Source organism: Umezawaea sp., assembly GCF_057122925.1.
Genome location: NZ_DBNGPQ010000125.1, coordinates 19,736 through 42,871 on the forward strand (window position 1 = coordinate 19,736; position 23,136 = coordinate 42,871).

At 71.2% G+C, this 23,136-nt stretch carries 22 protein-coding genes; 18 read left to right on the forward strand and 4 right to left on the reverse strand.

What is annotated here, in order from left to right:
• Both hisH and priA read left to right on the forward strand, forming a co-directional pair.
• Entirely contained in the window at positions 1-633 is a 633-nt protein-coding gene (gene hisH / locus AC156L_RS28355) for an imidazole glycerol phosphate synthase subunit HisH (protein WP_330875850.1), read from the forward strand.
• Between the two features lie 10 nt (positions 634-643).
• Positions 644-1,390, forward strand: coding sequence for a bifunctional 1-(5-phosphoribosyl)-5-((5-phosphoribosylamino)methylideneamino)imidazole-4-carboxamide isomerase/phosphoribosylanthranilate isomerase PriA (priA, locus tag AC156L_RS28360; protein WP_330875849.1), 747 nt, complete (start codon positions 644-646; stop codon positions 1,388-1,390).
• A gap of 196 nt (positions 1,391-1,586) precedes the next feature.
• Here priA and AC156L_RS28365 read toward each other — a convergent pair whose 3' ends face one another.
• Positions 1,587-2,324: a Clp protease N-terminal domain-containing protein gene (locus AC156L_RS28365; protein ID WP_330875848.1), complete on the reverse strand. Its 738-nt coding sequence runs from the start codon at positions 2,322-2,324 to the stop codon at positions 1,587-1,589.
• 32 nt (positions 2,325-2,356) lie between these two features.
• Positions 2,357-2,737 (reverse strand): PPOX class F420-dependent oxidoreductase, encoded by a 381-nt coding sequence (locus AC156L_RS28370; RefSeq protein ID WP_330875847.1) that lies wholly within the window; start codon positions 2,735-2,737, stop codon positions 2,357-2,359.
• A 278-nt stretch (positions 2,738-3,015) separates the two neighbouring features.
• Between AC156L_RS28370 and hisF the strand changes: the two genes are divergently transcribed.
• From hisF to hisI, 3 genes are read left to right on the forward strand one after another with little or no spacing between them, the layout of a single operon-like run.
• Positions 3,016-3,789, forward strand: coding sequence for an imidazole glycerol phosphate synthase subunit HisF (gene hisF, locus AC156L_RS28375; protein ID WP_330875846.1), 774 nt, complete (start codon positions 3,016-3,018; stop codon positions 3,787-3,789).
• A complete protein-coding gene (locus tag AC156L_RS28380; RefSeq protein ID WP_330875845.1) occupies positions 3,786-4,166 on the forward strand; it encodes a hypothetical protein in 381 nt (126 codons plus the stop codon). Before hisF ends, AC156L_RS28380 begins: the two co-directional genes overlap by 4 nt.
• Positions 4,163-4,507: a phosphoribosyl-AMP cyclohydrolase gene (gene hisI, locus AC156L_RS28385; RefSeq protein WP_330875844.1), complete on the forward strand. Its 345-nt coding sequence runs from the start codon at positions 4,163-4,165 to the stop codon at positions 4,505-4,507. Before AC156L_RS28380 ends, hisI begins: the two co-directional genes overlap by 4 nt.
• Here the strand turns inward: hisI and AC156L_RS28390 are convergent.
• On the reverse strand, positions 4,504-5,118 hold the full coding sequence (locus AC156L_RS28390) for a TetR/AcrR family transcriptional regulator (RefSeq protein WP_330875843.1): 615 nt from the start codon (positions 5,116-5,118) through the stop codon (positions 4,504-4,506). The genes hisI and AC156L_RS28390 overlap by 4 nt on opposite strands.
• Positions 5,119-5,225: 107 nt before the next feature.
• Between AC156L_RS28390 and AC156L_RS28395 the strand changes: the two genes are divergently transcribed.
• The 11 genes from AC156L_RS28395 to AC156L_RS28445 all read left to right on the forward strand — a co-directional run bounded on the left by AC156L_RS28395 (position 5,226) and on the right by AC156L_RS28445 (position 16,203).
• A complete protein-coding gene (locus AC156L_RS28395) occupies positions 5,226-6,773 on the forward strand; it encodes an anthranilate synthase component I (protein WP_330875842.1) in 1,548 nt (515 codons plus the stop codon).
• A 16-nt stretch (positions 6,774-6,789) separates the two neighbouring features.
• Complete coding sequence (locus AC156L_RS28400; RefSeq protein WP_330875841.1) at positions 6,790-7,263, forward strand: Trp biosynthesis-associated membrane protein; 474 nt, start codon at positions 6,790-6,792, stop codon at positions 7,261-7,263.
• A gap of 232 nt (positions 7,264-7,495) precedes the next feature.
• Positions 7,496-8,305 (forward strand): indole-3-glycerol phosphate synthase TrpC, encoded by an 810-nt coding sequence (gene trpC / locus AC156L_RS28405; protein ID WP_330875840.1) that lies wholly within the window; start codon positions 7,496-7,498, stop codon positions 8,303-8,305.
• 18 nt (positions 8,306-8,323) lie between these two features.
• A complete protein-coding gene (trpB, locus tag AC156L_RS28410) occupies positions 8,324-9,574 on the forward strand; it encodes a tryptophan synthase subunit beta (protein WP_330875839.1) in 1,251 nt (416 codons plus the stop codon).
• Positions 9,571-10,362 carry a tryptophan synthase subunit alpha gene (trpA, locus tag AC156L_RS28415; RefSeq protein ID WP_330875838.1) on the forward strand — a complete coding sequence of 264 codons (792 nt, stop codon included), beginning with the start codon at positions 9,571-9,573 and terminating at the stop codon, positions 10,360-10,362. The genes trpB and trpA overlap by 4 nt, the downstream gene beginning before the upstream one ends.
• Before the next feature lie 209 nt (positions 10,363-10,571).
• Positions 10,572-11,354, forward strand: coding sequence for an NAD-dependent epimerase/dehydratase family protein (locus AC156L_RS28420; protein WP_330875837.1), 783 nt, complete (start codon positions 10,572-10,574; stop codon positions 11,352-11,354).
• Positions 11,355-11,930: 576 nt separating this feature from the next.
• Positions 11,931-12,236, forward strand: a complete 306-nt coding sequence (locus AC156L_RS28425; protein WP_330875836.1) for a hypothetical protein — start codon at positions 11,931-11,933, stop codon at positions 12,234-12,236.
• A gap of 263 nt (positions 12,237-12,499) precedes the next feature.
• Positions 12,500-12,952, forward strand: coding sequence for a type II toxin-antitoxin system PemK/MazF family toxin (locus AC156L_RS28430; RefSeq protein ID WP_330875835.1), 453 nt, complete (start codon positions 12,500-12,502; stop codon positions 12,950-12,952).
• A gap of 72 nt (positions 12,953-13,024) precedes the next feature.
• A complete protein-coding gene (gene lgt, locus AC156L_RS28435; RefSeq protein WP_330875834.1) occupies positions 13,025-14,161 on the forward strand; it encodes a prolipoprotein diacylglyceryl transferase in 1,137 nt (378 codons plus the stop codon).
• Between the two features lie 18 nt (positions 14,162-14,179).
• Complete coding sequence (locus tag AC156L_RS28440; RefSeq protein ID WP_330875833.1) at positions 14,180-14,845, forward strand: response regulator transcription factor; 666 nt, start codon at positions 14,180-14,182, stop codon at positions 14,843-14,845.
• On the forward strand, positions 14,845-16,203 hold the full coding sequence (locus AC156L_RS28445; protein ID WP_330875832.1) for a sensor histidine kinase: 1,359 nt from the start codon (positions 14,845-14,847) through the stop codon (positions 16,201-16,203). Before AC156L_RS28440 ends, AC156L_RS28445 begins: the two co-directional genes overlap by 1 nt.
• A gap of 21 nt (positions 16,204-16,224) precedes the next feature.
• On the opposite strand, the gene AC156L_RS28450 is transcribed toward AC156L_RS28445, so the two are convergent.
• Positions 16,225-17,151: a TAXI family TRAP transporter solute-binding subunit gene (locus tag AC156L_RS28450; protein ID WP_330875831.1), complete on the reverse strand. Its 927-nt coding sequence runs from the start codon at positions 17,149-17,151 to the stop codon at positions 16,225-16,227.
• Between the two features lie 156 nt (positions 17,152-17,307).
• Here AC156L_RS28450 and dctA point away from each other — a divergent pair, with 156 nt between their 5' ends.
• Both dctA and gltB read left to right on the forward strand, forming a co-directional pair.
• Positions 17,308-18,690 carry a C4-dicarboxylate transporter DctA gene (gene dctA, locus AC156L_RS28455; RefSeq protein ID WP_330875830.1) on the forward strand — a complete coding sequence of 461 codons (1,383 nt, stop codon included), beginning with the start codon at positions 17,308-17,310 and terminating at the stop codon, positions 18,688-18,690.
• A 523-nt stretch (positions 18,691-19,213) separates the two neighbouring features.
• A partial coding sequence (gltB, locus tag AC156L_RS28460) for a glutamate synthase large subunit (protein WP_484407419.1) occupies positions 19,214-23,136 on the forward strand: 3,923 nt, incomplete at its 3' end.

Sequence of the window (23,136 nt, forward strand, 5' to 3'; positions counted from 1 at the left end):
GTGGCACGAGTCGTCGTATTGGACTACGGATCCGGCAACCTCCGCTCGGTCGAGCGCGCGCTCCAGCGCGTCGGCGCCGACGTGGAGGTGACCGCCGACCGCACAGCCGTGCGCGAAGCCGACGGCCTGCTCGTCCCCGGCGTCGGCGCGTACGCGGCGTGCATGGAGCAGCTCAACGCGATCCGCGGCGGCCGGATGATCGGCGAACGCCTCGCGGGCGGGCGTCCGGTGCTCGGCGTGTGCGTCGGGATGCAGATCCTGTTCGACCGCGGCATCGAGCACGGCGTCCTCACGGAGGGCTGCGGCGAGTGGCCCGGCACGGTCGAGCGGCTGGACGCGCCGGTCGTGCCCCACATGGGCTGGAACACCGTCCGCCCGGTCGAGGGCACGAAGCTCTTCGCCGGCCTGCCCGCCGACACCCGCTACTACTTCGTGCACTCCTACGGCGTGCGCAAGTGGGAGCTGGAGCCGTCCGACGTCATCCGCCCGCCGCTGGTCACGTGGGCCGAGCACGGCACGGACTTCGTGGCGGCGGTGGAGAACGGCCCTCTGTGGGCGACGCAGTTCCACCCCGAGAAGTCCGGCGACGCGGGCGCGCACCTGCTGGAGAACTGGCTGAGCACCTTCAACTAGGCTGAATGGCGTGACATTCACGCTGCTCCCGGCCGTTGACGTGGTGGACGGCCGTGCCGTTCGGCTCGTCCAGGGCGAAGCCGGCACCGAGACCAACTACGGCGAACCGCTCGACGCCGCCCTCGCGTGGCAGCGCGACGGCGCCGAGTGGGTGCATCTGGTCGACCTCGACGCCGCCTTCGGTCGCGGCAGCAACCGCGAGCTGCTGGCCAGGGTCGTCGGCGAACTCGACGTGAACGTCGAGCTGTCCGGCGGCATCCGCGACGACGAGTCGCTCGCCGCCGCGCTGTCGACCGGCTGCGCCAGGGTCAACCTGGGCACCGCCGCGATCGAGAACCCCGACTGGTGCGCGAAGGTCGTGGCCGAGCACGGCGAGAAGATCGCCGTCGGCCTGGACCTGCGCATCACCGAGCGCGGCCACCGCGTGTCCGGCCGGGGCTGGACCACCGACGGCGGTGACCTGTGGGAGGTGCTGGAGCGGCTGGACCGCGACGGCTGCGCCCGCTACGTCGTCACCGACGTCGGCCGCGACGGCATGCTCCAGGGCCCGAACATCGACCTGCTGCGCGACGTCTGCGCCCGCACCGACGCCCCGGTCATCGCGTCCGGCGGCGTGTCCAGTGTGGACGACCTGGTCGCGCTCGCCTCGCTGTCCCGCGACGGCGTCGAGGGCACGATCATCGGCAAGGCCCTGTACGCGGGCAACTTCACCCTGCCGGAAGCCCTCGCCGCGGTGCGCGCCTCCGCCGAGATCTGACCCGTCCGGCAGTTGTCATCCCGTGGGATGGTTTTCGACCATCCCACGGGATGTTGTCCGTTGAGCGGTCCTCTCGCCACCGTGAGGACATGCCTCTCCCCACCTCCGCGGTTCTGGCCACCGGGTCCGGCAGCCCCGACCGCGCACACCCGGTCCTCCCCTCCGACCGCGGGGCGGGTGGGTGGTGACCGACTGCTCAGGCTCCCGGAAGCGGCCGCTGCCGCGCACGGCTGATGGCCGCGTCGATCTCCCCGACGATGTGGACCTCAGCCGCCTTGCGCTCGACCCCGGTCCCCGCCAGCACCTCGGCCGCGGTTCCCGCGCCTTCGGCCAGCAGGCCGAGCAGCAGGTGTTCGGTCCCGACGAAGGTGTGCCCGAGCCGTAGCGCCTCCCGCACCGCGAGTTCCAGCGCCTTCTTGCAGTGCGTGGTGAACGGCTGCTGCTCGGACGGCTGCTTGCTGGTCTTGTCCAGCTTCAGCAGCAGGGTCATCCGCGTGGTGCCCTCCGACGCCTCCAGGTGGTGGATCGTCTTCGCGCCCAGCCCGTGCGACTCGTCGAGCAGCCCGAGCAGCAGGTGCTCGGTGCCGATGGTCTCGCTGAACCGCGCGTGGTGCCGAGCCAGCACCACCACCCGCCGCGCCCGCTCGGTGTACCGGTCGAACGAGGGCTTCGACAGCGCCTCGACGTCGGGCGACTCCCGCGGCACGAACCGCTTCTGCGCCGCCTGCTTGCTCACGCCCAGGCTCTCGCCGATGTCCGTCCACGAGGCCCCCGACCGCCGCGCCTCGTCCACGAAGTGCCCGATCAGGTGATCACCGAGTTCGTCGAGCTGGCGGCTCAGCAGCACCGCGGTCGTCAACCGGTCGAGCACCGCCGTGTGCTCCGACGCGACGGTGACGATGAGATCCGTGAGTTGAACGGGTGCCGCAATCATCCGTCAACTCTAGGTTGACGGATGAATCCTCGTCAACCCTCGGTTGACGTCACGATGGAAATGCCGATCGATCCGGTGCGTCCACGCCTGAGCTTGCTGCCCCACAGCGTCAACTTCCCGGCGACGCCGTACTTCTTGCCGATCAACCCACGCACCCGGTCGGTTTGCTCCTGGTCCATCAGCGAGGCCCGCGCCCCCACCGGCTCCCCGGTCGGGTTCCCCCGGATGTCACAGGGCCCGACCAGCACCTTCCCGTCCCGCCGAATCCGCTTCACCTTCCCGCTGTCGGTGGCGGACCACGCGGCCAGCCCGTCCCCGTCCCGCACCACCCACACGGGGGTGGGCACGGCCCGACCGTCCTTGCGGAACGTCGTCAACAACAGGTACTTGCCATCACCGAGGTCACCGATCACCCCTCGGACACTAGTGGCACCCCGGACCTCGGGACGGTGGTGAAACCGGTTCTCCCGCCACGACTGTCCCCAAGGGCGACCCCTGTGCGATCCGCACGACGTCGCGGGCGGTGTCGTCGCTCCGCGCAGTCGTGCGCCCGGTCCACTCGACGAACCGGGCGTCGCGGTGGTCGCCGTCCCCGGTCTTCGCGGGGGTGACCCCTCGGTCGGTCCGGACCTGGAGGACTTCGTACCCGCCCTCACCGACCTGCCGTCCGCCTGACCGTAGGCTGGTCGGCATGTCCGTCGCTGTCCGTGTGATCCCCTGTCTCGACGTCGACCGAGGCCGGGTGGTGAAGGGCGTCAACTTCACCAACCTCGTCGACGCGGGAGACCCGGTCGAGCTGGCTCGCGCCTACGACGCCGAAGGCGCGGACGAGTTGACCTTCCTGGACGTCACGGCGTCCTCTTCGGACCGCGGGACGACGTTCGACGTCGTCCGCCGCACGGCCGAGCAGGTCTTCATCCCGCTCACGGTCGGCGGCGGCGTCCGCAGCCCCGACGACGTCGACAAGCTGCTCCGCGCGGGCGCGGACAAGGTCGGGGTCAACACGGCGGCGATCGTGCGGCCGGAGCTGCTGGGCGAGCTGTCGCAGCGGTTCGGGGCGCAGTGCATCGTGCTGTCCGTGGACGCGCGGCGCGTGCCGGAGGGGGAGCGGCCGACCCCGTCCGGGTTCGAGGTGACGACCCACGGCGGGCGCAAGGGCACCGGGATCGACGCCGTCGAGTGGGCCGCGCGCGGTCAGGAGCTGGGGGTCGGCGAGATCCTGCTGAACTCCATGGACGCCGACGGCACCAAGGTCGGGTTCGACCTGGAGCTGCTGCGCCTGGTCCGCGCGGTCGTGGACGTGCCGCTGATCGCGAGCGGCGGCGCGGGCGCGGTTGACCACTTCCCGCCCGCCGTCGAGGCCGGGGCCGACGCGGTGCTCGCCGCGAGCGTGTTCCACTTCGGCCAGCTGAGGATCTCCGAGGTCAAGGACGGGCTGCGCGCGGCCGGGGTGGTGGTCCGGTGACGCGGAACCCCTCCGCGCCGCCGGAGGTGCTCATCTCGGCGGCCGTCGCGGCCGGTGGAGCGCTGCTGTTCCTGCTGGTGGGCGTCGTGAAGTGGCAGGTCGACGGCGACGTGGTCTGGGTGCGGTTCCCGGCGGTCGTGGCCGCGCTGGAACTCGTCGTCGCGGCCGGTCTCGTGATCGGGTTCCGGCCGGCGCGGGTCACCGCGATCATCCTGTTCCTGCTGCTCGCGCTGGTCCACCTGCTCGCCACGCTCAACGACGGCCCGGTGTGGGCGCGCGTCATCACGGGCGTCCTGTCGGCCGCGCACGTCTACGGCGTGGTGCTGCTCAACACGGCCCCGGCGCTGATCCACCTCAAACGCGGAGGAAACCGGTGACCGAACTCGACCCCGCCATCGCCTCCAGGCTCAAGCGCACCGCCGACGGGCTGGTGTGCGCGGTCGCGCAGCAGCGCGGCACGGGCGAGGTGCTGATGGTGGCGTGGATGGACGACGCCGCGCTGCACGAGACGCTGACGACCCGGCAGGCGGTGTACTTCTCCCGCAGCAGGCAGCAGCGCTGGCGCAAGGGCGACACGTCCGGCCACACGCAGTACGTGCACGAGGTGCGCCTGGACTGCGACGGCGACGCCCTGCTGCTCGTGGTCGACCAGACCGGCGCGGCCTGCCACACCGGCGACCGCACCTGCTTCGACGCGGACGTGCTGCTGGAGGACTAGTCGATGTCGCCGGTCAGGTAGCGCTGGAGGGTCGGCCCGACGGCCGCGACGACGGTGTCGACGTCGGCCGAGGCGAGCGGTTCGAACTTCACCACGTACCTGACCATGCCCATGCCGATGACCTGCGACGCGCACAGCGAGGCCCGCAGGTCGACCCGGTCGACGTCGAGACCCTCGGTGATCCTGCCGAACACGTTGTGCAGGAAGAACTCCCGCAGGGCGTTCGCCACGCCCTCGTGGCTGGTCACGCTGCGCACGATCGCGGCGAACGGGCCTCCGCCGGTGGCGTCCCAGATGGTGGTGAAGTTGCGCGCGATCCGTTCGCCGATCTGCTCCGGCGGCCCGTCGAGCAGGCGCGCGACCAGCACGGTCGGGTCGAACGGGAGCTTGAGGACGGCCTGCGCGAACAGGTTCTCCTTGCCGCCGAACCAGTGGTTGACCATCGCGGCGTCGACCCCCGCCCTGGCGGCGATGGACCGCACGGTGGCACCCTCGTACCCGCGGGCGATGAACACCTCGCGCGCCGCGTCGAGCAGCACGGTCCTGGTGTCCTCGCCGCCCGCCCGCCGCCCGCGGCGCTTGGGCTCCGCCTGCTCGCTCGCTGTGGTCACGGCACCATCATCCCGCCGTCCGGACCAAATTTCAACAAGCGATGAAATCTGCGTCTGCCCGAAGCCCTGAAGAGGGCTCGTATAGGTCTTCACGGCAGAATGGCCGAATGGTCAGCGTCATCGGAGCCGGTGCAGGCTCGGGTCTGGGCGAAATCAGCCCCACCCGTGAGGAATTCCGCGAGCTCGCCGCCGATCGCCGGGTCATCCCGGTCGTCCGACGGCTCCTCGCCGACGCGGAGACGCCCGTCGGCCTCTACCGCAAGCTCGCGGGGGACCGGCCGGGCACGTTCCTGCTGGAGTCCGCCGAGAACGGCCGGTCGTGGTCGCGCTGGTCGTTCGTCGGCGCGCGCTCCTCGGCCGCGCTCACGGCCACCGGTGGCGAGGCCTACTGGACGGGCGTGCGCCCGGTCGGCCTGCCCGAGGGCGGAGACCCGCTCCAGGCGCTGCGCGAGACCATCGAGGTGCTGCGCACCGACCGCATGCCCGGCATGCCCCCGCTGACCGGCGGCATGGTCGGCTACATCGGCTACGACGCCGTGCGCAGGCTGGAGAAGCTGCCGACGCTGGCCGAGGACGACCTGAAGGTCCCCGAACTGGTGATGCTGCTGGCCACCGACCTGGCCGCGCTCGACCACCACGAGGGCACCGTCACGCTCATCGCGAACGCCCTGAACTGGGACGACTCGACGCACAACATCGACGCGGCCTACGACGACGCCGTGGCCCGCCTCGAACAGATGACGCTGGACCTGCAGAACCCGGCGCCCGCGACGGCCGCTGTGTTCACCCGCCAGCGACCGGAGTTCACCCGCAGGCGCACGCCCCAGGAGCACCACGACGTCATCGAGAAGGCCAAGGCCGCGATCCGCGCGGGCGAGGCGTTCCAGGTCGTGCTGTCGCAGCGGTTCGAGATGCGCACGGACGCCGACCCGCTGGACATCTACCGCGTGCTGCGGACGTCCAACCCCAGCCCGTACATGTACCTGCTGCGCCTGGAGGGCTTCGACATCGTCGGGTGCAGCCCCGAGTCGCTCGTGACGGTCCGCGACGGCAAGGCGACGACCCACCCGATCGCGGGCACCCGCTGGAGGGGCGTGGACGAGGAGGAGGACGCCGTCCTCCAGAAGGACCTCCTCTCCGACGAGAAGGAGCGCGCCGAGCACCTCATGCTCGTCGACCTCGGCCGCAACGACCTCGGCCGCGTGTGCAGGCCGGGTTCCGTGACGGTCGTGGAGTTCTTCAAGGTCGAGAAGTACAGCCACGTCATGCACATCGTGTCCACCGTGACGGGTGAACTGTCGGACGGGAAGACGGCGTACGACGCGGTCGCGGCCTGCTTCCCGGCGGGCACCCTGTCCGGCGCGCCGAAGCCGCGCGCGATGGAGCTGATCGAGGAGCTGGAACCGACCCGGCGCGGCCTCTACGGCGGCGTCGTCGGCTACCTGGACTTCGCGGGCGACGCGGACACCGCCATCGCCATCCGGACCGCGCTGGTGCGCGACGGCGTGGCGTACGTGCAGGCGGGCGGCGGGATCGTGGCCGACTCCGACCCGGTCTCCGAGGACAACGAGTGCCTGAACAAGGCCGGGGCCGTCCTGGCCGCCATCGCCACCGCGCAGACGATGAAGCCCGCCGCGAGTCCGACGAGTGTTTAGGCGTCCACTGTGGATCGTGGTGCTCCTCCTGCTGCTGGGGGCGCTCGCGCTGTGGGGGGCCTCCGGCCTGACCTGGGTCACCGAGTCGGTGCAGCGCCCCGGAGCCGCGGCGACCGCGGTCGACAGGTCCGGGGCCGACGTAGTGCCCGAGCTGGTGCCGCTGGCCGTGCTCTGCGCGGCCGCCGTCGCCGCCGTGGTGGCCCTCTCGGGCTGGGTTCGGCGGGTGCTGGGCGGGATCGTGCTGGTCACCGGCCTCGGCGCGGTGTGGTTCGCGCTCGCGGCGCCGGGCGGCCCGGTGCCCAAGGGGCTGGTCGTGCTCGGTGCGCTGCTCGTGGTCGCCGCGGGCGTGCTGCTGCTGGTGCGCGGGCAGGCCATGCCGCGCCTGGGCGGCAGCTACCAGACGCCCGCCGCGGCGAAGCGCTCCACGGACCCGGACAAGGACCTGTGGCGTGCGTTGGAACGCGGCGACGACCCCACCGATCGGGGCTGACCCGTGGCTGACGAGGTGCTGACACGCCTGCGCCGCACGTTCGCGCACGTCGTACCCGTGGGTGCCTCGCGGAGCAGCCCCGATCGTGCCACCCCGGTGGCCGGTCGGGTTGTCCGGCGGGGTTAGCATCCTTGCGGCGGGAAGGGGATCGTGACGTGTGCGAACTTGCGACCGATGTAGTTGGCAGTGAGGCACCGAGTACCGGGCCGGCGAGCAAGTGCGAGGTGTCCGGGTGACCGTTCTCGAATCGATCATCGAAGGCGTTCGTGAGGACCTCGCCGTCCGCGAGGCCGCTCTTCCGTTTCCCGAGCTGCGCGCGCGCACCACGAAGGTCGCGCCGCCCCAGGACGTGATGTCCGTCCTGCGTGCTCCGGCCGTCGGCGTGATCGCCGAGGTGAAGCGGCGCAGTCCGTCCAAGGGTGACCTGGCGGCCATCCCGGAGCCCGCGGACCTGGCCGTGGCCTACGAGGCCGGTGGCGCCAGCGTCATCAGCGTGCTGACCGAGAGCCGTCGTTTCGGCGGGTCGCTGGAGGACTTCGACGCGGTGCGCGCGGCGGTCAAGATCCCGTTGCTGCGCAAGGACTTCATCGTCAGCCCGTACCAGGTGCACGAGGCGCGCCTGCACGGCGCCGACCTGGTGCTGCTGATCGTGGCCGCGCTGGAGCAGAACGCCCTGATCGCGCTGCTCGACCGGGTCGAGTCGCTCGGCATGACCGCGCTCGTCGAGGTGCACACGGCCGAGGAGGCCGACCGCGCGCTGGAGGCGGGCGCGAGCGTGATCGGCGTCAACGCGCGCAACCTGCACACCCTGGAGGTCGACCGGGACACGTTCGGGCGCATCGCGCCGGGGCTCCCGTTCGAGACGATCAAGATCGCCGAGTCCGGTGTGCGCGGGCCGGGCGACCTCATGTCGTACGCGGGCCACGGGGCCGACGCGGTGCTGGTCGGCGAGGGTCTGGTCACCGCGCCCGACCCGAAGGTCGCCGTGAACAAGCTCGTGACGGCGGGTTCGCACCCCGCCTGTCCGCGCCCGAGTCGCTAAGCAACCCTGGAGGATGGCATGTCGCCAACCGGCACCGTGGGCAGCGGTCAGTTCGCGCCCACGCCGCACGATCCCGACGAGCGGGGGCACTTCGGCCCCTGGGGCGGTCGGTACATGCCGGAGGCGCTCATCGCCGCGGTCGACGAGCTCGCCGTCTTCTACGAGAAGGCGCGCGTCGACCCGGACTTCCTCGCTGAGTTCGCCAGGCTGCTCAAGGACTACGCGGGTCGTCCGTCGCTGCTGACCGAGGCGAAGAAGTTCTCGCGGCACGCGGGCGGCGCGCGGGTCTTCCTCAAGCGGGAAGACCTGAACCACACCGGCTCGCACAAGATCAACAACGTGCTGGGCCAGGCGCTGCTCACCAAGCGCATGGGCAAGAAGCGCGTGATCGCCGAGACCGGCGCGGGCCAGCACGGCGTCGCGACCGCGACCGCGTGCGCGCTGATGGACCTCGACTGCGTCGTCTACATGGGCGAGGTCGACACCGAGCGGCAGGCGCTCAACGTCGCCAGGATGCGCCTGCTCGGCGCCGAGGTCATCCCGGTCAAGACCGGGTCGCGGACGCTGAAGGACGCGATCAACGAGGCGCTGCGCGACTGGGTCGCCAACGTCGACGACACGCACTACCTGCTCGGCACCGCGGCGGGCCCGCACCCGTTCCCGCTGCTGGTGCGCGACTTCCACCGGATCATCGGCATCGAGGCGCGCGCCCAGATCCTGGAGCAGATCGACCGGCTGCCGGACGTCGTCGCCGCGTGCGTCGGCGGCGGCTCCAACGCGATCGGCATCTTCCACGGCTTCATCGACGACCCGTCGGTCCGCCTGGTCGGCCTGGAGCCCGGCGGCGACGGCATCGACACCGACCGGCACGGCGCCACGCTCACCAAGGGCCTGCCCGGTTCGCTGCACGGCGCCATGTCCTACGTCATGCAGGACGAGGACGGCCAGATCACCGAGGCGCACTCGATCTCGGCCGGTCTGGACTACCCCGGTGTCGGCCCCGAGCACTCCCACCTCAAGGACATCGGCCGCGCCGAGTACCGGCCGGTCACCGACGCGGAGGCCATGGAGGCGTTCGCCCTGCTCTCGCGCACCGAGGGCATCATCCCGGCCATCGAGTCGTCGCACGCCCTCGCGGGTGCGATGCAGCTCGGCAAGGAGCTGGGCGAGGACGCCGTCATCCTGGTCAACCTGTCCGGCCGCGGCGACAAGGACATGGACACCGCCGTGAAGTGGTTCGGCCTCGGCGTCGAGGGGGAGACGGAATGAGCAGGCTAGCCCCGGTCTTCGACCAGTGCCGCGCGGAGGACCGCGCCGCCCTGATCGGCTACCTGCCCGCCGGCTACCCGACCGTGGAGGGCTCGAAGGACACCCTCCGCACGATGGTCGACTCCGGCTGCGACCTGGTCGAGGTGGGTCTCCCGTTCTCCGACCCGGTGATGGACGGCCCGACCATCCAGGTGGCCGCGGAGCAGGCGCTGCGCGCGGGCTTCCGGGTGCGCGACCTGTTCGGCGTCGTCGAGTCGGTCGCGGCGGCGGGCGGCAGGGCCGTGGTCATGACGTACTGGAACCCGGTCCTGCGCTACGGCGTGGCCGAGTTCGCCCGCGACCTGGCCTCAGCGGGCGGCCTGGGCCTGATCACGCCCGACCTGGTGCCCGACGAGGCCGCGGACTGGATCGCCGCCGCGGAGGAGCACGACCTGGACCGGATCTTCCTCGTCGCGCCCTCGTCCACGGAGGAGCGGATCGACCTCACCTCGAAGTCCTCGCGCGGGTTCCTCTACGCGACCTCGGTCATGGGCGTGACCGGAGCCCGCGACGTCGTCTCCAACCTCGCTCCCGCGCTGGTCAAGCGCGTGCGTGAGCACACTGACATGCCGGTGGGAGTGGGCCTGGGCGTCCGTTCGGGCGCGCAGGCGGCGGAACTGGCCGCGTTCGCCGACGGCGTCATCGTCGGCTCGGCGTTCGTCACGGCCGCGGCGGACAGCCCGGCGGCGGTGCGCGCCCTGACCGAAGACCTGGCCACGGGCGTACGCAGCGCGGTAGCACCAGCCTGACCAGCGGAGAACGCCGTCCCACGTGTGAACGAGGGGCGGCGTTCTCGCATTTCTGAACCCCGATCGGGTGAACAGCCACGAGCAGGCCGCAAAAGCTCCCGAAATTGTCGGTACCCCTGCGGACAGTGGACCCATGACCACCACACCCCTGCTCCTGCTGATCCTGGTCCCCTTCCTCCTCCTGCTGCGCGGCTGGAAGGGTTCGGGCCGTGAACACCGAATTGGGAACCGTCGTGGTGACGGGAGCGGCAGGCCAGGTAGCCCGTGCGGTCCGAGCCGGACTGCACGGCGTGGCGAGCCGGGTCGTGCTGGCCGACCTGGCGGAGGTCGCAGGCCTTGGGGAAGCTGAGGAGTCCCTGGTCCTGGACGTGCGCGACGAGGCGGCGGTGGTCGCGGCCCTGGCGGGAGCGGACGCCGTGGTCCACCTGGGCGGCATCCCGGACGAGGCACCGCTACCTGACCTGCTGACCAGCAACGTCCTGGGCACCCACCACATCCTGGAGGCCGCCCGCCTCCACGGCCTGCGCCGCGTGGTGCTGGCGAGCAGCAACAGGCTGACCGGCTTCTACCCGACGACGCAGGTGGTCTCCCCAACCGACACCCCACGCCCGGACGGCCTGTACGGCGTCAGCAAGGTAGCGGTGGAAGCCCTGGCCAGGCTGTACGCGGACAAGTTCGGCGTCTCCGTGGTCTGCCTGCGCATCGGCAGCTTCGAGGCGGAACCATCAGAACCCCGCCACCGAGCGACCTGGCTGAGCCCGAGGGACTGCACGGGCTTCATCAACGCCGCCCTGACCACCCCGAACCTGCACTTCGAGACGGCGTACGCGGTCTCGGCCAACACCAACCGCTTCTGGGAACTCTCACCAACACTCGGCTACACGCCGGTCGACAACGCCGAGACGTACGGCATCGAAGGCGAGTTCGAGGGCGTCCAAGGCGGCACCTACGCGGGAAAGACCTACACCCTGCCCCACCTGAACCACAGCTGACCCAACACCACTCCACCACCACCCACCCCCCACCCGCCCACCACCCGCACCCACCACCACCCGCCCACCACCCGGCACCCACCACCCGGCACGGGCACGGGCGCGGGCCAGCACAACACCGCCGAAGCGAAGCGAGAACAGCCACCAAGCGACGGCACAGAACCCAGCCGCACGCCTGCCTGCTCGCGCAGCCGGCCGGCCCGCCTACTCGCCTGCTAGCCCAGCCGCACGCCTGCCTGCTCGCGCAGCCAGCCAGCCCGCCTGCTAGCCCAGTTGGCCCGCCCGCCTACTCGCCCAGATGCCTACTCGCCTGCTTACCTACCTACCCGCCCGCCCCGCCTATCCTCCTGCCTGCCCGCCCGCCCGCCTGCCTGCTCGCTCGCCAGCCGGCCGGCCTGTCTGCCTGCTCGCACAGCGCTCGCTTACCCGTCCACCTACCCACCTACCCACCTACCCGTTTACCTGCCTGCTTGTGCCCGCTCACCTACCTGCTCGCACAGCGGCTGCCTACCCACCGCAACCGAACCACCGCTCAAGCGGGGCCGCACGCAACCGGGTCTGCTGATGGGCGGCGGCTTGAGCAGCGGACTTCCGCACAACCACGCCCACAGCGACGACTGGGGTGCCTTCTGGTCGGCGTCGACCGGCTGGCGGCGCGACGTCTACCTCCCCGACGCCGAGCACATGAGCTTCACGGACGCGCAGGCGCTGCTGCCCCGACTCGGCCGCGACGCCACCGCGATGATCGGCACCATCGATCCGGAGCGCAGCCTCGCCGCGCAGCGGGTGTACATCGCGGCGTTCTTCGACCTGCACCTGCGCGGCAGGCAGACCGCGGTCTTCGACCGGGCCGCCCACCCGGACGTGCTGATCATTCCTTGATCACCGGTTTCCTCGACAGGCCTGCCACGCCGCCGCCCGCTGCCCGCCGGTGTGCTGACCGTGGCAGGTCTGCCGGTGATCAGCGAGCGCCTCGGGGGCGGCCGCACCGCGCCCGGCGCGTTCGACCACCCCCGGTCCGGTCGCGGCCCGCACGGGGTGCACACCGGGTTCCAGAGCACCAGACCCCCCGCCGATCGGTGCGCCGCCCGTCCAACGGCCAGACTGGCCCCGGTCCCCACCAGCACCCGGACAGCGGAGCACCGATGACCCCCTGGTACCTCCTCGCGGCAGCGGCAGTGGCCGCCGCGGCCCTCCTCGCCGCCCTCCTCGTCCGCAGGACCCGCGGGCCGGGCGCGCTCCAGTCCTCACCCCCGGACGACTCGTGGCTGACCAGACCGCAACCGGGTGACATCTGGTGGGCCGACGTCCCCTTCCGCGACGGCGACGGGGCCAAGGTCCGCCCGTGCGTGGTCCTCCGCACCTACCCCAGGCGCGTGGACGTCCTCCGCATCACCAGCCAGGACAAGAGCGACCGCTTGGACCACCTGCGCATCCCGACCAGGTCCTGGGACCCGAAAGCGACCCACGACAGCTTCGTGGACCTCTCCGAACCGTTCCGCCTCGCCGACCGCGCCTTCACCCGCAAGGCCGGTCGCATCGCCTCGACCTCGTGGAAGACAGTCCGCGACCAGCACCCCACCGGCTGGGCGCGCTGACGAAGGCACCACGGCGATAACGAATGGGGACTCTGACGTGGTCCTGACGCGCTACCGGCTACGGTGGTCGCCGTGGTGACGACGTACGCGGCCAGCACGTTCCTGGCGACGATCCCGAGCCCTTCGCAGGGCGTCTGGCAGCTCGGCCCGATTCCGCTGAGGGCCTACGCCCTCTGCATCATCGCGGGCATCATCGTGGCGATCTGGTGGGGCGAGCGCCGGTTCGTCGCGCGGGGCGGTCCCGCGGGCGCGGTGACGGACATCGCGGTGTTCGCGGTGCCGTTCGGCCTGGTCGGCGGCCGTTTGTACCACGTGGCGACGGACTACCCGAAGTACTTCGGCGAGGGCAAGAACCCGCTGGAGGCGCTCGCGATCTGGAAGGGCGGCCTCGGCATCTGGGGCGCCATCGCGCTCGGTGCCGTCGGTGCCCTGATCGCGTGCCGCAGGCGGGGCATCCCGCTGCCCGCGATGGCGGACGCGCTCGCGCCCGGCATCGTGCTGGCGCAGGCCATCGGCAGGCTCGGCAACTACTTCAACCAGGAGCTCTACGGCGGTCCCACCACGCTGCCGTGGGGTCTGGAGATCTACGAGCGCGTCGACCCGGTGACCAAGATCAGGGACGACCTGGCCGGCGTGGCGATCGACCACACCCCGATCGACATCGTGCACCCGACGTTCCTGTACGAGCTGCTGTGGAACGTCGGCGTCGCCATCCTGATCGTGTGGGCGGACCGGAAGTTCCGGCTCGGCCACGGGCGGGTGTTCGCGCTCTACGTCGCCGGCTACACGGCGGGCCGGTTCTGGATCGAGCTGATGCGGACCGACCCCGCGACCCTGGTGTTCGGCCAGCGGATCAACGTGTGGGTGTCCGTCCTCGTGTTCATCGGCGCGGTGGTCGCGTTCGTCCTGGCGAAGAGCCGCGGTCCGCGCGAGGACCTGACGCTGATCCCGGCGTTCGACGCGGACAAGTCCGCCGCCGCGTCCACGCGCAGGACCGCGCACAAGACCACGCACAAGATCACGGACGAGACCGCGGACGGGACCGTCGCCGACCCCACCGACGCCGACCTGGCGGAGAAGGCGCACGGCGAGCCGGTCGTGAAGGCCGACCAGGAAGCCGTGACGGTGCCGGACACCAAGCCGGAGCCGGTCGCGAAGTCCGAGGAGAGGCCCTCCGAGGACATGCCGTCGGCGGAGAAGTCGGAGTAACGCGCCTACCATCCCCCCATGCGCATCCTCGTCGTCGAAGATGACGACCGGGTGGCTCGTGGGTTGCTCACCGCTCTGCGGCACGCGGGCTACGAGGTCCACCGGGTCGGCACGGCCGCTGCCGCGGTGAAGGCGCCCGCCGCCGACGTGGTGCTGCTCGACCTCGGCCTGCCCGACGGCGACGGCCTGGACGTGCTGCGCGAACTGCGTCGCCGCGAGGGCACGGCCGTGATCACCGTGACCGCCAGGGGCGAGGAGCGCGAACGCGTGCTCGGGCTGCGGGCCGGAGCGGACGACTACGTGGTGAAGCCCTTCGGCACCGCCGAGCTGCTGGCGCGCATCGAGGCCGTGCTGCGGCGCACCCGCACCGCGCGGGCGTCGTCGGGGTCGGAGCGGTCTCTGCGGTTCGGGCCGCTGGTCCTCGACGCGGCGACCCGCGTCGTGACGCTGCGGGACGTGCCGGTCTCGTTGACGCGCAAGGAGTTCGACCTGCTCGCGCTGCTCGTCGGCCGGGCCGGTGCGGTGGTCAGCCGCGACCTGATCGTCGACCAGGTGTGGCAGTCCCACTGGGAGGCGCCGTCGCGGACGCTGGACACCCACATCGCCGCGCTGCGCGGCAAGCTCGGTGACGGGGTGCGGATCGAGACCGTCCGCGGTGTCGGCTACCGCGTGGCCGAGGCCTGATGCTGCGGCGGCTGCTGGTCCTCATCGTGCCGCTGCTGGTCGCGCTGGTCGCGGCCCTGGGCGTGCCGCTGGCGTTCGCGGTGGTGCAGGGCGAGACGCAGGAGACCTACCTGGACCGGCTCGGCGACGCCAGCCGGTTCGCGTCCCTCGCGGAGAACGCGCTCGCGTCCAACCGGCTGACGGCGTTGCGCGGCGAGCTGGAGCGCTACGACGAGCTGTACGGCATCGCGGTCGCGCTGGTCGGCACCGACAACAGGGTCATCGCCGACTCCGGCACGCCCATCGACCTGTCCCAGCCGACCCTGGACGACGGGCTGAAAGCGGCGTTCGGCGGCTTCCGCGGCGACACCGACCAGACCGTGTGGCCGTGGGAGGACACCCGGCTGGTCGTGGTCGAACCCGTCGGCCGGGACAGCGAGGTCGTCGCGGCGGTCGTCACGGTCTCGCCGACCGACCGGCTGCGCTCCTCGGTGCTCCGCCAGTGGGGCATCCTCGGCCTCCTCGGGCTGATCCCGATGATGGGTGTCGTGCTGGTCGCGTGGCCCATGTCGCGCTGGGTGCTGCGTCCGGTCCGGCGCCTGGACGAGGCCACCGCCGCCGTCGCGGGCGGTCGCCTGGACACCCGTGCCGACGAGGTGGGCGGTCCGCCGGAGCTGCGGCGGCTGGCGCGCTCGTTCAACACGATGGTCGACGTCGTCAGCCGCGCCCTGCGCAGGCAGCGCGACTTCGTCTCCGACGCCTCCCACCAGCTCCGCAACCCGCTGGCCAGCCTCAGGCTCGCGGTCGACAACCTCGCGCCGCACGTGTCCGGCGACGGCCTGGAAGCACAGCGGATCGCCGTCGACGAGGCCGAGGAGATGGGCCGCGTCCTCGACTCGCTGCTCGCCGCGACCCGGCTCGACAGCGCCTCGGCGGCCGAGCCGGTCGAACTGGACGCCCTGATGGTCACGCACGTGCCCGCCTGGAGGGCGCTCGCCGGTCAGGCCTCCGTCTCGTTGCGGGTCGACGTGCCCTCGGGTCTCGTCGTGCAGGCGCCCCCCGGCGGCCTGGGCAGCGTCCTGGACGAACTCGTCGGCAACGCCGTCAAGCTCTCCGGCGGCACCGCCGTGACGATCGCCGCTCGGCCGGGGGGCCCCTGGGTGGAACTCCACGTGACCGACGACGGCACCGGCCTGTCCGCCGAGGAGCGCACCGAGGCGGTCCGGCGCTTCTGGCGCTCCACCCGGCACCAGAACATCGCGGGCACCGGCCTCGGCCTCTCCATCTGCGCCGAGCTGATCACCTCGGCGGGCGGCGAGTTCCGCCTGGACGCGGCCGAGCCCCACGGCGTCGACGCGGTGGTCCGCCTGCGCGCCTGACCCTCCCGCGCCGGGAGGCGGTCAGCGCTTGACCGAGCGGAACCAGCGCGCGGCGCCGGGGTGCAGCGGCACCTGGCCCGTGGCGATGCCGGTGCGGACGTTGATCCTGCCCGCCTCCGGGTGCTCGGCGGCGATGCGCGCGGACTCGGTGAACACGGTGCGCGTCACCACCTCCACCACGTCGTCGGACAGGGAGTCGATGGCCAGCAGCAGGTTCGGGACCGAGACCGTGTCGTTCGCGGCGACGTCGCCGTACGTCGTGGCCGGGATCGTGGCGGGGACGTAGGGGCCGCGGAACTCGACCGTCAGCGCCTGCGCCTCCTGGGCGAGCGGCACCAGGCGGATCGGGAACTCCTTGGCCACCAGGCCGCTGATCGCGGGCGTGGGGATGCCGGTGAGCGCCATGAACGCGTCGATCGTGCCCTTCTCCAGCTCCTTGGCGGAATCGGCGTGGGCCATGCGCACGTCGACCGCCCGCACACCCAGCAGCCGCAGGAGCCGCACCGCGGTGAACTCGGTGCCGGACTCGACCGGTCCGAGGGACACCCGGTGGCCCGCCAGGTCGGCGAACGTCCGGATCGGTGACGCCTCCGGGACGACCAGGTGCAGGAAGCTGTCGTAGAGCCTGCCGATGGCCTTGATCCCGTCCAGGTCCTCCAGGTGCGTCACCGAGTCCAAAGAGGACAGTCCGAGGTGGGCCTCGCCCGCCTTCAGCAGGCGGAGGTTCTCCACCGACGCGCTGGTGTCCCTGGCGACCACCCTCGTGTTCGGGAGCTGGTCGGCCAGCGCCTCGGCCAGCGCTCCGCCGATCTCGCGGAACACCGCGCCCGCCGGGCCCGTCGCGAGCACCAGCTCGGCCAGTTCCGGGGTGTCGGTCGACGTGCACGCGGCGACCGGCAGACCTGCCGCGAGGGCGGCCAGCAGCGCGGTTCGACGGCTGAGCGGCACGGACGGAGCGTACGCCGAGGTCTGGGTGAACGGCGCGTGCCGGACTCGTTACGTCAGATGAATCCCAAGTTTCCTCGGGAGTCCTTGTTGTACGGGGTGCCTGTGCCCAGGATCACGAACCAACCAATCCCGCCGTCCGCCCCCCATGGAGGAGACGTGGCAGCCAGCCCACCCGGAGCAGCAGTACGCAAGCCGCTCTACCGGCACCTCTACTTCTGGGTGCTGGTCTCGATCGTCCTCGGTGTCATCGTCGGTTACGCCTTCCCCGCCCAGGCCAGCGAGATGAAGTGGCTGGCGGACCTGTTCGTCGCGCTCGTCAAGGTCGTCATCGCGCCCACCATCTTCTGCACGATCGTCGTCGGCATCGCCGGACTCGGGAACCTGGCCAAGGCGGGCGGGCTGGCGCTCCGCACGATCCTCTACTTCACCGCCATGACCACGGTCGCGCTGGCCATCGGCCTCGTCGTCGTGAACCTGGTCCAGCCCGGACACCACGGCGCCACCATCCCGATCAAGGACGGCGTCGCCGACAAGACCCTCCAGGACGCGTCGAGCGCCGACACCGGCATCACCGGCTTCGTGCTCAGCCTCGTGCCGAAGTCGTTCGTCGGCGCCTTCACCGACGGCCAGCTGATCCAGGTCCTCGTGATCGCCGTGCTCGTCGCGGTCGCCGTGGCGGGCATGGGCAAGCGCGGCGAGAAGGTCGTGTCCGCGCTCGACACGTTCGCCAAGGTCATGTTCGGCGTCATCAAGATCGTCATGTACGCGGCCCCGATCGGCGCGTTCGGCGGCATCGCCTACACGATCGGCAAGTTCGGCGGCAGCATCCTCGGCAAGCTCGCCTGGCTGATGGGGTCGTTCTACGTCACCTGCGTGCTGTTCGTCTTCGTCGTCCTCGGCGGCGTCGCCTGGTACGCCGGGTTCAACATCTTCAAGTTCCTGCGCTACATCAAGGACGAGCTGCTGATCGTGCTGGGCACGTCGTCCAGCGAGACCGTCCTCCCGCGCATGCTCGTCAAGCTGGAGGCGGCGGGCGCGGAGAAGTCCGTCGTCGGCCTCACCATCCCCACCGGCTACTCGTTCAACCTCGACGGCACGTGCATCTACCTGACCATGGGCGCCCTCTTCATCGCCCAGGCCACCGGCACGGACGTCGGCCTCGGCACCCAGATCGGCCTGCTGCTGTTCATGCTGCTCGCCAGCAAGGGCGCGGCGGGCGTCACGGGCGCGGGCCTGGTCACCCTGGCCGCCTCCCTCCAGGCGTTCGAGGCCAACAGCGCCATCCCCGCGGTCGGCATCGCGCTCATCGTCGGCATCGACCGGTTCATGTCCGAAGCCCGTGCGATCACGAACGTCATCGGCAACGGTGTCGGCACCCTCGTGGTCGCCCGCTGGCAGGGCCAGCTGGACCGGGACCGGCTGCGCGAGGTGCTCGACAACCCGTCCAGCGTGGACGTCGACCACCTGATCGACCAGCAGAGCGGTGACGACGTCGACGAGGACGAGAAGCGCGCACCCGCCGTGGCGGGCGCCCACTGACCAACCGGCCGCGAGTCCCGCCGCCGCGCACACCCCACCCACGCAGCGCGGCGGCGGGGCTCGCTCTCCACGGGGCCGCCTCCGGGCGGCCCTGTTTTTTGTCTACAGCCGACCGTGGACCGCCTTCGCGCCTCGCCGTCCGTGACGCTGCGCTACCCGCTCGACCGATCGGTCCTGTTACCGCCCACTAACAGGGCCGCACACGCCCTGACCAGTACGGTTGTCCCGCTAGCCCCTGTGCGGCCACGTGTCGGCAACCTCTCACCGACGCGCGGGCGTCCGAACCCTCGGATATGCTGCGCTGTTGTAACCGGTTTCGAGGTGTAGGCCCACTGTCGTTCCGACAGCACGAATCGTTACGCGATCATGAGCAGGACCACCCATTGGAGGGTGATTCCACGTTTCGCGGCTGTTAAGGTCGCGTCAACACGCGGGCCACCGTCGTCCCGTGCCCAGAGACCGTTCGACAGGTCTGAGCACGAGGACATCGTTCTGCTACAGGACGACGAAGGAGGTCTGCGCTGTGATCTTCTCCGCCATCCCGGCCCCCCAGGGGCTCTACGACCCCACTGCGGAGCGTGACGCCTGCGGTGTGGCGATGGTGGCCGACATCGCTGGTCGGCGTTCGCACGGAATCGTGAACGACGCGCTGACGGCGTTGGCCAACCTGGAGCACCGGGGCGCCGCCGGGGCCGAGCCGACCAGCGGTGACGGAGCGGGCATCCTGCTCCAGCTGCCGGACGCGTTCCTGCGGGCCGTGGTCGACTTCGAGCTGCCGGAACGCGACGGCTACGCCGCCGGTATCGCGTTCCTCCCGCTCGACCCCGACGACCGGGCGAAGGCCGTCGCGATGGCCGAGCGGATCGCGGTCGAGGAGGGCCTGGTCGTGCTGGGCTGGCGGGACGTGCCCGTCGACCCCCTGGCCGCCGACGTCGGACCGACCGCGCTCTCCGTCGTGCCGCACTTCGCGATGCTGTTCGTGAGGTCGGAGGACGGCCACGAGGGCGTCGCGCTGGACCGCCTCACGTACTGCCTGCGCAAGCGGGTCGAGCGCGAGACCGCGTCCGCGAACGTGGGCGCGTACTTCCCGTCGCTGTCGGCCCGCACGCTCGTCTACAAGGGGATGCTCACGACCGGGCAGCTGCCCGTGTTCTTCCCCGACCTGCGCGACGAGCGCCTGGCGTCCGCCATCGCGCTCGTCCACAGCCGCTTCTCGACCAACACGTTCCCGTCGTGGCCGCTCGCGCACCCGTTCCGGTACGTGGCCCACAACGGCGAGATCAACACCGTGCGCGGCAACCGGAACCGGATGCGCGCCCGTGAGGCGCTGCTGCGGTCCGACCTGATCCCCGGCGACCTGACCAGGCTGTTCCCGATCTGCGACCCCGAGGGCTCTGACTCGGCGTCGATGGACGAGGTCCTGGAGCTGCTGCACCTGGGCGGTCGGTCGCTTCCGCACGCGGTCATGATGATGATCCCCGAGGCCTGGGAGAACCACGCCTCGATGAACCCCGCGCAGCGGGCGTTCTACCAGTTCCACGCCAGCCTGATGGAGCCGTGGGACGGGCCCGCGTGCGTCACGTTCACCGACGGCACGCTGGTCGGGGCGGTCCTGGACCGCAACGGCCTGCGCCCCGCCCGCTGGTGGCAGACGGCCGACGGCCGCGTGGTGCTGGCCAGCGAGACCGGTGTGCTGGACGTGCCGCCGAGCCAGGTCGTGGCCAAGGGCCGCCTCCAGCCGGGCCGCATGTTCCTGGTGGACACCGAGGCGGGCCGGATCGTCGACGACGCCGAGATCAAGTCCGGGCTGGCCGACGACCACCCGTACGACGAGTGGCTGCACGCAGGCCTGCTCCAGCTCGACGACCTCGCCGACCGCGAGCACGTGGTGCAGAGCCACGAGTCGGTCGTGCGCCGCCAGCTCACCTTCGGCTACACCGAGGAGGAGCTGCGCATCCTGCTCGCGCCCATGACGATCGGCGGCATGGAGCCGCTCGGCTCGATGGGCACGGACACCCCGGTCGCCGCGCTGTCGAAGCGCTCCCGGCTGCTCTACGACTACTTCGTGCAGAACTTCGCGCAGGTCACGAACCCGCCGCTGGACGCGATCCGCGAGGAGATCGTCACGTCGGTGTCGCGCGTGATGGGCCCGGAGCAGAACCTGCTCGACCCGTCACCGGTGTCCTGCCGGCACATCCAGCTCGACTACCCGGTGATCGACAACGACGAGCTGGCCAAGCTCATCCACATCAACGACGACGGTGACCTGCCGGGCTTCGCCTGCACGGTCCTGTCGGGCCTCTACGAGGTCGACGGCGGCGGCGAAGCGCTGGCGGCGGCGATCGAGCGGATGCGTCGCGAGGCGTCGGAGGCCATCGCGAACGGCGCTCGAACGCTCGTCCTGTCCGACCGCGACTCCGACCACCGGATGGCGCCGATCCCGTCGCTGCTGCTGGTCTCCGCGGTGCACCACCACCTGGTGCGCACCAAGGAGCGCCTGCGGGTCGCGCTCGTCGTCGAGACCGGCGACGCCCGCGAGGTGCACCACATCGCGGCGCTGCTGAGCTACGGCGCGGCGGCGATCAACCCCTACCTGGCTTTCGAGACGATCGAGGACCTGGTCAACACCGGCGCGATCACCGGCATCGAGCCGCGCAAGGCCGTGCGGCAGTACGTGTCCGCGCTGGTCAAGGGCGTCCTGAAGATCATGTCCAAGATGGGCATCTCGACGGTCGGCGCGTACACCGCGGCGCAGGTCTTCGAAGCCGTCGGCCTGTCGCACGACGTGCTCAACGAGTACTTCACCGGCACCGTGTCCAAGCTCGGCGGCGTCGGCCTCGACGTGCTCGCCGAGGAGGTCGCGATCCGGCACCGCCGGGCGTTCCCGGACAACCCGACCGACCGCTCGCACCGGCGGCTGGAGGTCGGCGGCGAGTACTCCTACCGCCGCGAGGGCGAGCTGCACCTGTTCACGCCCGAGACCGTGTTCCTGTTGCAGCACGCGACGAAGAACCGCCGCGAGGACGTGTACCGCAAGTACACGGAAGAGGTCGAGCGCCTCAACCGCGAGGGCGGCGCGCTGCGCGGGCTGTTCAGGTTCAGGACCGAGGGCCGCGCACCGATCCCGCTCGAGGAGGTCGAGCCGGTCGAGAGCATCCTGCGGCGCTTCAACACCGGCGCGATGTCCTACGGCTCGATCAGCCGCGAGGCGCACGAAACCCTTGCCATCGCGATGAACCGGATCGGTGGCCGCTCGAACTCCGGCGAGGGCGGCGAGGACACCGACCGGCTCTACGACCTGGAGCGGCGTTCCGCGGTCAAGCAGATCGCGTCCGGCCGGTTCGGTGTGACGAGCGAGTACCTGGTCAACGCGACCGACCTGCAGATCAAGATGGCGCAGGGCGCGAAGCCGGGCGAGGGCGGGCAGCTGCCGCCGAACAAGGTGTGGCCGTGGATCGCGCGCACGCGGCACTCCACCGCGGGCGTCGGCCTGATCTCGCCGCCGCCGCACCACGACATCTACTCCATCGAGGACCTCGCGCAACTGATCCACGACCTGAAGAACGCGAACGAGCACGCGCGGGTTCACGTGAAGCTGGTCAGCGAGCTCGGTGTCGGCACGGTCGCCGCGGGTGTCTCCAAGGCACACGCGGATGTCGTGCTGATCTCCGGGCACGACGGTGGCACCGGCGCCTCCCCGCTGAACTCGCTGAAGCACGCCGGCACGCCGTGGGAGGTCGGGCTCGCCGAGACGCAGCAGACGCTGATGCTCAACGGTCTTCGCGACCGGATCACCGTGCAGGTGGACGGCGCGATGAAGACCGGCCGCGACGTGGTGGTCGCGGCACTCCTCGGTGCCGAGGAGTACGGCTTCGCGACCGCGCCGCTGATCGTGGCCGGCTGCGTCATGATGCGTGTCTGCCACCTGGACACCTGCCCGGTCGGCGTCGCCACGCAGAACCCGGTGCTGCGTGAGCGGTACACCGGTCAGGTCGAGCACGTCGTCAACTACTTCCACTTCATCGCGAACGAGGTGCGGGAGCTGTTGGCGGAGCTGGGTTTCCGCACCCTCGACGAGGCGATCGGGCACGCCGAGATGCTGGACACCCGTCGCGCGGTCGGGCACTGGAAGGCGGAGGGCCTGGACCTCTCGCCGATCCTGGTCGTGCCCGAGCTGCCCGAGGGCGCGCCGCTGCGCCGCGTCCGCGAGCAGGACCACGGCCTCGACGTCGCGCTGGACCAGACCCTGATCCAGCTGTGCGAGGGCGCCCTGCTCGACGCGCGGCCGGTCAGCCTCGAGCTGCCGGTGCGCAACGTGAACCGCACCGTCGGCACGATGCTGGGCTCGATGGTGACCCGCCGCTTCGGTGGCGAGGGCCTGCCCGACGGCACGATCGACCTCACCTTCGGCGGGTCGGCCGGGCAGTCGTTCGGCGCCTTCGTGCC

Excerpts from the sequence above, each read along its gene's own strand:
- trpB (WP_330875839.1), top strand. The coding sequence starts at position 8,324 with ATGTCGCCAACCGGCACCGTGGGCAGCGGTCAGTTCGCGCCCACGCCG.
- AC156L_RS28430 (WP_330875835.1), top strand. The coding sequence starts at position 12,500 with ATGACCCCCTGGTACCTCCTCGCGGCAGCGGCAGTGGCCGCCGCGGCC.
- hisF (WP_330875846.1), top strand. The coding sequence starts at position 3,016 with ATGTCCGTCGCTGTCCGTGTGATCCCCTGTCTCGACGTCGACCGAGGC.
- AC156L_RS28445 (WP_330875832.1), top strand. The coding sequence starts at position 14,845 with ATGCTGCGGCGGCTGCTGGTCCTCATCGTGCCGCTGCTGGTCGCGCTG.
- AC156L_RS28365 (WP_330875848.1), bottom strand. The coding sequence starts at position 2,324 with ATGATTGCGGCACCCGTTCAACTCACGGATCTCATCGTCACCGTCGCG.
- AC156L_RS28395 (WP_330875842.1), top strand. The coding sequence starts at position 5,226 with ATGGTCAGCGTCATCGGAGCCGGTGCAGGCTCGGGTCTGGGCGAAATC.
- AC156L_RS28440 (WP_330875833.1), top strand. The coding sequence starts at position 14,180 with ATGCGCATCCTCGTCGTCGAAGATGACGACCGGGTGGCTCGTGGGTTG.
- trpA (WP_330875838.1), top strand. The coding sequence starts at position 9,571 with ATGAGCAGGCTAGCCCCGGTCTTCGACCAGTGCCGCGCGGAGGACCGC.